Genomic DNA, 12,587 nt, shown 5'->3' with positions numbered 1-12,587 from the left:
TGACCGACACCAGCACGCCGGGGGCGTTGGCCTCGGACAGTTGCTCGGCCACGTAGCTGACCTGGGCTTCCTCGGTGGGGTGGAGCATGTTGTGGCGCTGCACGTTCAGGGCGTCCTGGTGCAGGGCCTTGTAGCTGGTCACGCTCCAGAGGTCGGCGGCGACGCCGTAGGTTTTCAGCAGCTCGGCGGCTTCCTGCGCCGCGCCCATCGCCGGGCCGCTCGCCAGAATCTGGGCACGGAGCCCCGCCCCTTCCAGCTGACTCGGCTGGAAACGGTACATGCCCTTCATGACCCCCTGGCGCACGTCCTCGTGGCTGAGGTGTGTGGGCATGGGCGGCTGCACCTCGTTCTCGTTGTCGATGGTGACGTAGTAGAACTCCTCGACGTCTTCCACGAACATGCGGCGGATGCCTTCTTCGAAGATGACGGCCAGTTCGTAGGCGAAGGCCGGGTCGTAGGTCTTGAGGGTGGGAACCACGTAGGCCTGAAGGTGCGAGTTGCCGTCCTGGTGTTGCAGACCCTCGCCCGCCAGGGTGGTGCGTCCGGCGGTCGCGCCGAGCAGGAAGCCGCGTGCCCGCTGGTCGGCGGCGGCCCAGACGAGGTCACCGATGCGCTGCATGCCGAACATGGAGTAGAAGACGTAGAACGGAACGGTCGGCACGCTGAAGTTGGCGTAGGCCGTGCCCGCCGCAATCCAAGACGCCATGGCCCCGGCTTCGGTGATGCCCTCTTCGAGCATCTGGCCGTCCTTGGCTTCCTTGTAGGCCATCAGCGAGCCGTGGTCCACCGGGCGGTAGGTCTGGCCGCGCGGGCTGTAGATACCGATGCGCGGCACCAGCGCGTCCATGCCGAAGGTGCGGGCCTCGTCGGGCACGATGGGCACGATGTATTTGCCGATTTCCTTATCGCGCAGCAGCTTGGACAGGATGGTCACGGCGGCCATGGTGGTGCTGACCTTCCGCTCGCCGCTGCCCCCTGCGAACTCCTCGTAGAACTCGCCCTTGGGCACGCTCAGGTGAGGGAAATTGACCTGACGGGCCGGAATCAGGCCGCCGAGCTTCTCGCGCTGGGCGAGGGTGTACTTCACCTCGGGCGAGTCGGGGCCGGGGTGGTAGTACTCCAGATGTTCCACCTGCTCGTCGGTCAGCGGCAGTTCGAGAAGGTCGCGCAGGTTTTTCAGCGAGTCGAACTCCAGCTTCTTGACCTGGTGCGCCACGTTGCGGGCCTGCGCCGTTTCGCCCAGGCCGTAGCCCTTGACGGTGCGCGGGATGATGATGGTCGGGCTGCCCTTGTGCTTGATGGCCGCCGCGTAAGCCGCGTAGACCTTGTGGACATCGTGCCCGCCCCGGTTGAGCAGTTCGAGGTCGGCGTCGGTCCAGTCCTTGATGAGTTCTTTCAGCTCGGGCGTGTTGAAGAAGTTCTCGCGCAGCTCCTTGCCGCCGAAGGCCGCGTAGCGCTGCGACTCGCCGTCCACCAGCGCCTCGAAGCGCTTGACGATGTGGCCGTTGTAATCGTGCTGAAGCAGCTCGTCCCACTTGCTGTCCCAGATGACCTTGATGACGTTCCAGTTGGCACCCCGGAACAGCGCCTCGAACTCCTGAATCACCTTGGAGTTGGCCCGCACCGGCCCGTCGAGGCGCTGAAGGTTGGCGTTGAGCACGAAAATCAGGTTGTCGAGGTTCTCGTAGGCGGCGAAGCGGATGGCGCCCACCGATTCGGGTTCGTCCATCTCGCCGTCGCCGAGGAAGGCCCACACTTTGGCGTCGCCCTGCGGCTTGAGGCCCCGGTTCTCGAGGTATTTGATGAATCTGGCCTGATAGATGGCCTGGATGGGGCCGAGGCCCATGCTGACGGTGGGAAACTCCCAGTAGTCGGGCATCAGCCAGGGGTGCGGGTAGCTGCTCAGGCCCTCGCCGTCGGGTTGCAGCTCGCGCCGGAAGCGGTTGAGACGCGCCTCGTCGAAGCGGCCCTCCAGAAAAGAGCGGGCGTAGATGCCGGGCGCGACGTGCCCCTGGTAGAACACGAGGTCGCGGTCTTGCCCCGCGCCATGCCCCCGGAAAAAGTGGTTGAAGCCGACTTCGAGCAGCTCGGCGGCGCTGGCGTAGGTCGAGAGGTGGCCGCCGATGCCGTCACTCTTCTTGTTGGCCTTGATGACCATGGCCACCGAGTTCCAGCGGTTGATATTGCGAATCTTGCGCTCGACTTCGAGGTCGCCGGGGTACTCGGGCTGGTCCTCGACAGCGATGGTGTTGATGTAGGGGGTGGTCTGCTTGAACTCGATGGGGGCGCCGTGGAAGTAGGCGTAGTGGTCGAGCTCTTCGAGCAGGTCGGCGGCCCGCTTGCCGCCCGCATGGGCGAACACGTAGGCCAGCGAGTCGAGCCACTCCTGGGTTTCGACCGTATTGAGCTGCTCGCGCTGCTGCTGGGGCAGGTCGCTGCGCGGTGGGCGCGGTGGAGGTTGTGGGGTCATGAAAGCAGTCTACGCCCCCCCACTCACCCCTTCCAACATGGAAATGTCAGGCGGCTGACCACTCGAAATGGTCAAATCGGCAAGAGCGGCAGGTCGGTGGCGCATTCGTCCGGCACGGGCCTGCGGTATGCTGCCATGTGCGTCACCGGGGGTGCCCTGCTTCGGCAGCGGCTGAGAACACACCCCAGGAACCTGAACCGGGTCATACCGGCGGAGGGAGTGTGACGGGGCCGCGCCTGCCTGTGGGCGGCCCCCCACCTTTCCCTGGACGCAAGGGGGAAAGTGAAATGCGTAAAGTGATTTTTGCCGTGGGTGCCGCCCTGTCGCTGGGTGCGGCCCAGGCCCAGAACCAGACGACCCTGACGGTCATCACCCACGATTCTTTCGACGTGGACAAGAAGCTGGTGGCCCAGTTCGAGGCGCAGAACAAGGCCAAGGTGCGCTTCGTCAAGGGCGGCGACGCGGGCGAGCTGCTCAGCCGCCTGATTCTGACCCGCCGCGCTCCGGTGGCCGATGTGGTGTACGGCCTGGACAACGCGCTGCTGGCCCGCGCCCGGCAGATGAACCTGCTCCAGGCCTACAAATCGCCGCTGCTGTCGAAGGTGCCCGCCCAGTACCGCCTCGACGACGCCGGGCTGCTGAACACGGTGGATTACGGCTACGTCGCCCTGAACTACGACCGCGCCTACTTCCAGAAAGCGGGCCTCGCCCTTCCCAAAACCCTGGACGACCTGAAAAAGCCCGAGTACGCCCGCCTGACGGTGGTGTCCAGCCCCGCCACGTCCTCGCCGGGTCTGGCGTTCCTGCTGGCGACGGTCAACCACTACGGCGAAACGGGCGCGTGGCAGTGGTGGAAATCGGCCCGCGCCGGGGGCATGAAGGTGGTGCGCGGCTGGTCGGACGCCTACTACAAGGACTTCACGCGGGCGGGCGGCAAGTACCCCATCGTGCTGAGCTACGCGAGCAGCCCCGCCGCCGAGGTGTTCTTCGACGACGGCTACGACCCGGCCAAACTGCCCGCGCAGTCCCCCACCGCCAACCTGCTGCTGCCCGGCTCGACCTGGCTGCAACTCGAAGGCGTGGGCATCCTCAAGGGGGCCAAGCAGCCCGCGCTCGCCAGGAAGTTCGTGGACTTCATGCTCAGCCCGGCGGTGCAGGCCGACATTCCCACCCGCATGTGGATTTACCCGGCGGTGGGCGGCATCAAGCTCGACCCGGTGTTCAAGTTTGCCGAGCAGCCCAGGCCCGCCCCCGTCAAGGCCAGCGTGACCGCCAACCCGCAGCGGCTGGTGGACGCCTGGGTGCAGAACGTCCTGCGCGCCCGCTGATACGGATTCCGATTGAATCCAGCAGATTTCTGGATTCAATCCGACTGAAAGGAGTAGGAAAAGATACGGATTTCGCGATATGGATGCACAGGCGGTGGAGTTCCGACTGTGCAGGAATGAAGCGGAATCCGTATCAGGCACGTCAAAGGGGAAGGGTAGAGAGGAGAGGGGAAAAACCCTCAGCCCTCCACCCTTCCCCCTCTGCGCTCAGACTTCGGCGTCGGGCGACACCACGCCCTCGGTCATCCAGCCGGTCTTCTTGCGCTGGTGCATCAGGCCGTAGGCGCGCAGCCACTCGGCTTCGGTCAGGTCGCTCAACTCGCGGCCCGCATAGAGTTCCTGCAGAACTTCCACCATCACGCCGACTTCGTGGTCGCTGTAGGCTTCCACGCCCAGCCGCTCATGGACGGCTCGCGGGTCGAGGTCAACGCCGATGAGCGTGGCGCTCATGCCTGCGCCTCGGCGGGCTTTGCGGGCACCTCGCAGCGGTAGAGCTTGACGCTGCGGCCCCGCAGGGTGGTTTCGCCGCCCGCCGCGACCTGTTCGCTGGCGTGGTCGTCGCTGGTGTCGAGCAGCAGTTCCCACTCGCCGCAGCCGCCGAGTTCGGGCATCTTAAAGGGCAGGTCCACGTAGGAACTGCTCAGCATCAGCAGCAGGTGGTCGTCGGTCAGCGGGTGGCCCCCCTCGTCCACGTCGTCGAGGCCGTCGCCCGCCAGGAACATGCCCAGCGACTGGGTCTGGGGGTTGTTCCAGTCCTCGTCGCTCATCTCGTTCCCGTCGAAACGCAGCCACACGATGTCGCGCACGTCCTCGCCGCGAATGTTGCGCCCGGAAAAGAACTTGCGGCGGTGCAGGCTGGGGTGGGCCTTGCGAATGGCGATCAGCTTTTTGGTAAACGTCAGCAGGTCGCCGTCCACCCTGTCCCAGTCGTACCAGCTGATTTCGTTGTCCTGGCAGTAGGCGTTGTTGTTGCCCCCCTGGGTGCGCCCGAACTCGTCGCCGCCCAGCAGCATCGGCGTGCCCTGCCCGAGCAGCAGCGTCGCCAGGAAGTTCCTCATCTGCTGGCCGCGCAATTTGTTGATTTCGGGGTCGTCGGTTTCGCCCTCTACGCCACAGTTCCAGGTGATGTTGTGGTTGTGGCCGTCCCCGTTGCCCTCGCCGTTGGCCTCGTTGTGCTTTTGCTCGTAGGTCACCGAGTCGCGCAGGGTAAAGCCGTCGTGCGCGGTCACGAAGTTGATGGAGGCGTAGGGCTTGCGCCCGTTGAACTCGTAGAGGTCGGAGCTGCCCGTGATGCGGTAGCCGATTTCGGAGGCCAGCCCACCTTCGCCCTTCCAGAAGGAGCGCATGTCGTCACGGTAGATGCCGTTCCACTCGGCCCAGTTCACCGGGAAGTTGCCGACCTGATAGCCGCCCTCGCCCACGTCCCAGGGTTCGGCAATCAGCTTGACCTGAGAAATGATGGGGTCCTGGTGAATGATGGTGAAAAAGCCCGAAAGCTGGTCGACTTCGTGCAGGCCGCGTGCCAGCGTGGAGGCGAGGTCGAAGCGGAAGCCGTCCACGTGCATCTCGGTGACCCAGTAGCGCAAGCTGTCCATGATGAGTTGCAGCGTCTGGGGGTGGCGCACGTTGAGGCTGTTGCCGGTGCCGGTGTAGTCGAAATAAAAGCGCGGGTTGTCGGCCACGAGGCGGTAATAGGTGGGGTTGTCGATGCCTTTGAAGCTCATGGTCGGCCCCATGTGGTTGCCTTCGGCGGTGTGGTTGTACACCACGTCCAGAATCACTTCGATGCCTGCGTCGTGCAGCGCCCGCACCATGTTCTTGAACTCGGGCACCGCGCCCGCCGGGTTGCCTTTGCGGGCTTCTGCCGAGTAGCGCACGTCGGGGGCGAAAAAGTTCAGGGTGGAGTAGCCCCAGTAGTTGGTCAGGCCCTTGTCGAGCAAAAAGGGGTCGTCCACATGCTGATGCACCGGCAGAAACTCGATGGCGGTGATGCCGAGGTCGCGCAGGTAGTTCAGAATCGCCGGGGTCGCCACGCCCGCGTAGGTGCCGCGCAGCTCCTCGGGCACGTCCGGGTGCGTCATGGTCAGGCCCTTGACGTGCGCCTCGTAAATCACCGACTGGTGAAAGGGGATATTCGGCTTCTGGTCGCCCACCCAGTTGAACATGGGGTCGATGACGAGGCCCAGCGGGGCGCCGCGCTGCTCCTCCTCCTGCATCACGGAGTCGTCCTCGCCGCCCGGCACATAGGCGAATACGCCCCGGTCAAACTGCTCGGTGCCGTCCAGCGCCCGGGCATAGGGGTCGAGCAGCACCACGTTGGGGTTGAAGCGCAGCCCCCTTTCCGGGGCGTACTCGCCGTGAACGCGGTAGCCGTAGCGCTGGCCCGGCTGGGTGCCCGGCAGGTAGCCGTGCCACACGAAGGCGGTCTGCTCGGTGAGCGCAAAACGGGTTTCAGCGCCGCTCTCGTCGAACAGACACAGCTCGACGCCGCTCGCGTTTTCGGAATACAGGGCGAAATTGGTGCCTTTGCCGTCCCAGGTGGCCCCCAGGGGAAAGGGGGAGCCGGGACGCAGGTTCAGGGAATTGTGGGACATGAACTCAGGGACTCCTTACTTGCGGCGCGGGGGCAGCGGTGAAAAAGCAGGGGGGACGGGTGGGAGGGAAACGGGTGCCGGAAGAGGAAGCACACAAGGAAGCGCAGCAAAAGGCGGTGACGGTTGGTTCACGTCGTCACCGCCCTCTTCACTGTTGGAAACGTTACCAAATTCCGTCAGTCGCCGGAAACAGCTTTTCTTACGGTTTGGCCCGGCCCCTGAACCCCCCTGCCCCTGAACCCACGCGCCGGCTGGCTTCAGGGCTCGAAGGTGTCCTGAAAGGCGTAGCGGTCGCCGCGCACCCAGTAGTTGGCGTAGCTGGCCCGGCGGTTTTCGCTGTAGGTGGTGCGGCGCAGCAGGAAGGCGGCGGTGCCCACCGGCACGCGCAGCAGGTCGGCTTCTTCCTGGCGCAGGTTGACGGCTTCGAGGTTCTGCTCGACGCGCTGCAGGGGCACGCCCATGCTGACCATCGTTTCGTGGATGCTCTCAACGGCGAGGTTGCGCTCGAGAAGCTGCGGCACGAGCCTGGCGTTGATGTAGCGCTTTTCGATCACCAGCGCCTCATCGCCCGCCGTGCGCAGGCGGTGGACGAACACCACCGGGTCGCCGGGTTCGATTTGCAGCACCACGGCGATTTCGGGCGTGGCTTCGATCTGCATGGCCCGCAGCACGGTGGTGCGGTGGTCGGGGTGACGCGCCCACTCCTTGAAGGGCCGCACCCGGAACACGCCCTGCCGGAAGCGCTTGCCGGTGGGAAAGGTGCCTGCGCCCTGCACGCGGTAGACGTACCCTTCGCGCTCGAGTTCGTCGATGGCGCGGCGGGCGGTCATGCGGGAGACTTCGAATTCGCGGGCCAGTTGCGGCTCACTGGGAAGCGGAAGACCTTCCGGATAGTGCCCTCCGAGCAGGCGGTCTTTCAGCGTGGTCTTGATGAGGGGATACTTCGCCATGCGTGCCTCCAGTGCTGCTCCGCTGGGAGCGCAACTGAGGCAATAGTAAAGTTCAGTTCATCTGCACACAAGGCTGCCTAGAATTTCGCCGCCGGACGCCATGATAAAGATGCATCCTGAACGAATCGGACATCGGCAGGGACGGCGAGAGGAAAAGGTGTCGCTGTCGGCCTTCGGCCTGTCCCGTGTCCCCCGGCTCCCTGGCCCGAGGTCGAGAACTTATGCGGCGTTACTGTATCGGGAACGCGGCCCTGGCATTTGATTGGTGTGGGGGCCGTCAGCCCCCGATGTGCGACATCTCCACCTTGGGCCGCGCCGCCGTCTGCTCGCCGCGTTCTTCGCTGTAGCGGTCACGCCGCTGGCTCCACACGGCCACGAGTTGTTCGCGCAGCAGGGCGTCGCTGGCACCCGCTCGCAGCGGGGAGCGCAGGTCGGTGCCACGACTGGCGAACAGGCAGGTGTACAGCACGCCCACCGCCGAGAGCCGCGCCCGCGTGCAGTCGCCGCAAAAGGGCGCCGTGACCGAGGAAATCAGCCCCAGTTCGTGCCCGGCGTCGTCGCGGTAGCGGGTCGCCACTTCGCCGCGCTGGGCGGGGGCCAGCGGCGTCAGCGGCCCATCTTCGGCCAACCGCGCCAGCACCTCGCCCGAGGGCAGCACGCTCTCCAGATTCCAGCCGTTGTGGTTGCCCACGTCCATAAATTCGATGAAGCGCACCGGCCCGAACTCGCGCAGCCCGCGCCACAGCTCGGTCAGGTGGGCGTCGTTCACGCCGCGCTTGACCACGGTGTTGATTTTGACCTTCAGGCCCGCCCGCAGCGCGGCCTCGATGCCGCCCAGCACCTTTTGCGGCGACACGCCCAGACCGTTCATCTGCCCGAACACCTGCGGGTCGAGGCTGTCGAGGCTGACGGTCACACGCACGAGTCCCGCCGCCTTCAGGTCGCCCGCCAGCCGGGGCAGCAGCAGGCCGTTGGTCGTCATGGCGAGGTCGCGCACGCCGGGAATGGCCGAGAGTCGGGCGATCAGGTCGGGCAGGTCGCGGCGCAGGGTGGGTTCACCGCCGGTGATCCGCAGTTTTTCGACCCCCAGGCCCACGAACAGGCGCGAGAGGCGCTCGATTTCCTCGAAGCTCAGCAGTTCGGCGCGGGGCAAGAAGGCGTAGTCGGGACCGAAGACCTCGGCGGGCATGCAGTAGGTGCAGCGCAGGTTGCAGCGGTCCGTCACGCTGACCCGCAGGTCGCGCAGGGGACGGCCCAGCGGGTCGAGGAGCATGCCGGGCAGGATACGCCGCGTGGAGGTGGGGCAAAGGGGGGCGGCTCGCGTTTGTGGGGGGGGCTGGCGTTGGCACTGGGCAAATGGGACTGGGCAAATGGCAGTCAGGTCGCTTGGTGGACGGCGGTTCTCATACGGATTCCGCCAAATTCCTGCACAGTCGGAACTCCACCGCCTGTGCATCCATATCGCGAAATCCGTATCTTTTCCTACTCCTTTCAGTCGGATTGAATCCAGAAATCTGCTGGATTCAATCGGAATCCGTATCAGGCCCTCAGCGCAGGGTCTTGTCGATCAGGGCGTTGGTGTAAAAGGCACTCGCCTGCGCTCCGGCGGGCAGCTTGCCCTGCTTGACCAGCGCCGCCACCGCCTTGGTCCACCCGGCGGGGTCCCCGGCGCCCAGCCCGTGTTGCCGGGTGTAGGCACTCTGCATCAGCGGCACGCTCGCCTTCAGGATGTCCAGCGTGCCGCCCGCCTTGCCGAAGGCCGGCTGCGCGACCTTGAAAGCTCCGGCGGGGTTTTGCACGGTGTATTTCAGGCCGCGCTGGCTGGCCTTGTCATTCCCCAAATTAGGTGCGAGCTAACTTATACCCCTCGACATAGACCTGAAGCATATTCATTCCCTCCCACAAGGCCTGCCACCCTGGCAGGCCATCGCTTTTTCGGTTCATATGTCCTCCCAACCTTCCCAATGCCAAAATGACGTCCTGCACAGTCTTCAGTTGCCGTTTCAAAACCTTGCTCAGCACCTGAAGTTCGACGGCACTCAACCCAGCGCTCTGAGCTGGATCATTTGGGCGTTCTCGTGAATCCTCGCGTAGCGCGAGTAACCTTGTGGCCACCACACTCATCATCGAAATCATGGCTTTGAGACGCTGACCCGCTTCCAACTGGAGCCGCTCTGCTCCCAGGCCCGTCTTCAACCCTTTATGAAACTCTTCCACCAGCCAACGGGCCTGGTACTGAAGCGCCACTTCGTGCGCTTCCTCAAAGGTCTCAATGTCGGCATCCGTGAGCAGCATCCATTCCAACGGTTCTTTCACGTCATCCGAAGGCTTTTCTGCCACACGAACAATGCTGACCCGTATCCCTTCCTGACGAGGTTTACCTTGACCACCCGCCATTGGTGTCGGCCAAAGGTACGCACGAACAACACTCACTTCAACGTGTGCAGCACGTGCTTTCTGACCTTTTCTCCCTCGAAGGTCTATGGTGTAACTTCCAAGCGGCGAGGCAGCCCTGGCTGCCTCAAAGACATGCCCAATGCACTCCCGTGTGCGGGCATTCGGATCAAGAAGCCGCCGGTTTTGGGCTGCCCTGACAACGAAACCCTGTCCTTGAGCGATGACGCCACGCATAAAGACCTCAATATCTGCCCCTCTGTCACAGACTCTGACCCATCGAACGTCTTGGTCGTCCGGCCCTTTTCCGATGCGTTCAGTTGCTCTTGTCCACAACGCACTTTCCTTGTTTTCCCGCTGGCGTCGCTCAGCGTCGCTCTCTGACGCTGTGGGTGCGGGTTGCCGGAGGTAATACTCCTGATCGAGTATGCCCAGAACCTGAACGGGAAGCCGTTGCCCACTTTGCTGATGGGGTTTTTGCCATTTCACAGCAAGTGTCGTGTGGAGGGTAAACCCCTGCCGAACCGGGGATCTGAGATCCCCGGTCCGCCCAAGGCCGGGAGTCTCCTGATGTCGTGACCAGATGAATTCGCTGCTGTCTTCAAGCAGCAAGAAGGTTCCTGCCTGCCCCAGTGCTGCGCGTACATGGTTGCGGTGAGGTGTTTGAAGGCGCTCAGGGGTTGCCTCCTTGCGTGACATGAAGGTATACGCCGCTTTGACATCTGCTCTACGGTCAAAAAGCTTGGGGATGGACTTCCCGGATCGGGAAGCCATCCCCTGCGCAATGCGTACTGCTCGTTGATTTCTACGCCGATCTCCAAGATCCACAGCACCAAAGTGCTTCAGTGCCCATTGCTCTGCCTGTAGCGGGTGAAAGGTCGTCACCTACATAGACTGCCTCAATTTGGGGAATGACAAGGCTGGCTGGCCCGGACCACCTTTTTCGCCAGGGCGGTGCCCAGCGTCTTGTCCTGCGCGATGAGGCCCACCCCCACCATCGGGTAAGCGCCCGTGGGGTCGAGGGTGTAGACCTTTTTCCCGGCGGCGCGGAGCAGCACCACGTCGTTGTTGAGGTACCCGGCGGCGGCGTCCACCCGCCCGGTCCTGACCGCCTCCTGCTGGGTAAAGCCGATGGTGGCGAGCTTCACGTCGCGGCCTTCTTTCAGCCCGGCGCTGGCCAGGTACGCCTGCACCGCGTGGTAGCTGCTGCCGAACGGTCCGGGGATGCCCAGCGTCTTGCCCCGCAGCGACGCCGCGCCCGTCAGCGGTTTGAGGCCAAACAGCGTGACCGGGCTTTTCTGGTACATCGCCAGCGCGTACTTGACCGGAGCGCCCTGGTTGCGGGCGAACACGGCGTCTTCGGGGTCGCCCACCACGAAGTCGAGTTTGCCCTGAAGCAGCAGCGGCATCAGTTCGGAGACGTAGCCGTGCTGGAACTTGACATTGAGGCCCTCGGCCCTGAAATAGCCCAGCCGCTCGGCCACGTAAAACGGCGTGAACTGCACGTTGGGCACGTAGCCCAGCCCGATGGTGACGGTGCGGGGAGCCGGGGCCGCCTGCGCGAGCGAACCGAGCAGGGCCAGGGTCAGAACGGAGAACGTGCGCTTCATGCGGCCGAGTATAGGGAGGCCGTGCCCGGGCATCCGGCTCCACGTCACCGGCACGTTTCTTTCACGGACCTGGGGTACACTGCGGGGTACGCCGCGCTCCGCATGACAGGGGCGCGTGACGACAGGCTGCCCCGAGTGGGGGCCGAGGAGCAAGAGATGACGAACGCCGACGAGCAGAACATGGGGCAAATGGGCCAGATGGGCCAGGATGAACAGACCGTGAGTGGTCACAGCGAGGAGCAGGGGACCGGGGCGCAGGCCACCGCGCCGCAGGGCGAAACTCCCGCCGAACTGCGCGACGTGCTGCCGCAGCTGAGCGGCGAAGTGGACGAGGACGAGGTGCTCGACGCCGAGGAAGAGGAGCAGGAGGCCGGACAGGGCCAGCCCGCCCGCCTGAAAGACGAGAACGGCGAGGAATACGAGGAAGAATTCATCGACGCCGACGACCTGCTCGGTCTGCTCGGTGAAATGAAGGAACTGCTCGAAGCCCAGGGCAAGGAAATCCGTGGCCTGCGCCGCGAGATGCGCGAACTGCGCGAGAGCCAGGGCCAGGGCGGGTTCCGTGGTGGCGACCGTGGCGGTCAGGGCGGCTTCCGTCCGCGCGAAGACCGTGGCGGCTTCGGCGACCGTGACCGTGGTGGGGACCGTGGCGGCTTCCGTCCCCGTGAAGACCGTGGCGAGCGCAGCTTCGGCGGCGACCGTGGCGGTCAGGGCGGCTTCCGTCCGCGTGAAGACCGTGGCGGCTTCGGCGACCGTGACCGTGGTGGGGACCGTGGCGGGTTCCGTCCCCGTGAAGACCGTGGCGAGCGCAGCTTCGGTGGCGACCGTGGTGGTCAGGGTGGCTTCCGCCCCCGTGAAGACCGCAACTTCGGCGACCGCGAGTTCCGTCCCCGCACCGACGACGCCCAGGGCACCCAGGAAGGCGGCTTCCGCCCCCGCGCCCGCGCCGACCGGGGCTGGGCCAACCGCCGCACCGACGAGGAATAAGCCGTTCGGGGGCTAATCCCCTGACCGCAAGAGCGCGGGCCGCATCTCCTTGACCGGAGGCGGCCCGCGCTTGCGTCATGCCCTCAAAGGCCCAGCCGCCGCCGAGGGTCACCGCCGCGTGTTCGGCGCCCCGCTCACTGCGCCAGACGAGCAGGGTGCCGGGCTGGTCATCGTTTCCGCCCCGGCTGGCCCTTTGGCGCAGGAAGGCTGCATGGCCCCAGGGTGACAGTTCCGGGCCGGGCCGGGCATCGGCA

At 65.0% G+C, this 12,587-nt stretch carries 11 protein-coding genes and 1 riboswitch (1 of these 12 running past the window's edge); of the genes, 3 read left to right on the top strand and 8 right to left on the bottom strand.

The features are described from left to right. On the bottom strand, nt 1–2,470 hold the 5' portion of the coding sequence (gene aceE, locus G6R31_RS10340) for a pyruvate dehydrogenase (acetyl-transferring), homodimeric type (RefSeq protein ID WP_017871816.1). 257 nt of this gene lie to the left of the window's left edge; only the first 2,470 of its 2,727 coding nucleotides appear in the window; the start codon lies at nt 2,468–2,470; its stop codon lies beyond the left edge, outside the window. Nucleotides 2,471–2,607: 137 nt separating this feature from the next. Beyond that, nucleotides 2,608–2,707, top strand: a riboswitch (TPP riboswitch). A gap of 50 nt (nt 2,708–2,757) precedes the next feature. On the opposite strand from aceE, the gene G6R31_RS10335 reads away from it, so the two are divergent. Further along, nucleotides 2,758–3,798: a thiamine ABC transporter substrate-binding protein gene (locus G6R31_RS10335; RefSeq protein ID WP_017871815.1), complete on the top strand. Its 1,041-nt coding sequence runs from the start codon at nt 2,758–2,760 to the stop codon at nt 3,796–3,798. Between the two features lie 207 nt (nt 3,799–4,005). Here the strand turns inward: G6R31_RS10335 and G6R31_RS10330 are convergent, their stop codons facing one another. The 7 genes from G6R31_RS10330 to G6R31_RS10300 form a co-directional block, all read right to left on the bottom strand. After that, nucleotides 4,006–4,248, bottom strand: coding sequence for a hypothetical protein (locus G6R31_RS10330; protein WP_017871814.1), 243 nt, complete (start codon nt 4,246–4,248; stop codon nt 4,006–4,008). Next, on the bottom strand, nt 4,245–6,392 hold the full coding sequence (gene glgX / locus G6R31_RS10325; RefSeq protein ID WP_017871813.1) for a glycogen debranching protein GlgX: 2,148 nt from the start codon (nt 6,390–6,392) through the stop codon (nt 4,245–4,247). The genes G6R31_RS10330 and glgX overlap by 4 nt, the downstream gene beginning before the upstream one ends. A 257-nt stretch (nt 6,393–6,649) precedes the next feature. Beyond that, nucleotides 6,650–7,342, bottom strand: coding sequence for a GntR family transcriptional regulator (locus tag G6R31_RS10320; protein WP_017871812.1), 693 nt, complete (start codon nt 7,340–7,342; stop codon nt 6,650–6,652). 277 nt (nt 7,343–7,619) lie between these two features. After that, entirely contained in the window at nt 7,620–8,615 is a 996-nt protein-coding gene (gene moaA / locus G6R31_RS10315) for a GTP 3',8-cyclase MoaA (protein ID WP_017871811.1), read from the bottom strand. Between the two features lie 274 nt (nt 8,616–8,889). Then, entirely contained in the window at nt 8,890–9,183 is a 294-nt protein-coding gene (locus G6R31_RS10310; RefSeq protein ID WP_017871810.1) for a hypothetical protein, read from the bottom strand. 1 nt (nt 9,184) lies between these two features. Next, nucleotides 9,185–10,621 carry an IS4 family transposase gene (locus tag G6R31_RS10305; RefSeq protein WP_081608361.1) on the bottom strand — a complete coding sequence of 479 codons (1,437 nt, stop codon included), beginning with the start codon at nt 10,619–10,621 and terminating at the stop codon, nt 9,185–9,187. A 14-nt stretch (nt 10,622–10,635) separates the two neighbouring features. Then, nucleotides 10,636–11,346 (bottom strand): ABC transporter substrate-binding protein, encoded by a 711-nt coding sequence (locus G6R31_RS10300; protein ID WP_017870550.1) that lies wholly within the window; start codon nt 11,344–11,346, stop codon nt 10,636–10,638. Between the two features lie 156 nt (nt 11,347–11,502). Between G6R31_RS10300 and G6R31_RS10295 the strand changes: the two genes are divergently transcribed. Then, nucleotides 11,503–12,333, top strand: coding sequence for a hypothetical protein (locus G6R31_RS10295; RefSeq protein ID WP_025567551.1), 831 nt, complete (start codon nt 11,503–11,505; stop codon nt 12,331–12,333). 70 nt (nt 12,334–12,403) lie between these two features. Then, nucleotides 12,404–12,559: a hypothetical protein gene (locus tag G6R31_RS10290; RefSeq protein ID WP_161617934.1), complete on the top strand. Its 156-nt coding sequence runs from the start codon at nt 12,404–12,406 to the stop codon at nt 12,557–12,559. Nucleotides 12,560–12,587: the final 28 nt, after the last annotated feature.

It is taken from the genome of Deinococcus wulumuqiensis R12 (assembly GCF_011067105.1).
GTDB classification, from domain to species: Bacteria; Deinococcota; Deinococci; order Deinococcales; family Deinococcaceae; genus Deinococcus; species Deinococcus wulumuqiensis.
The sequence above is the reverse complement of the archived record's forward strand: the minus strand, read 5'-3'. Positions and strand labels throughout refer to the sequence as shown.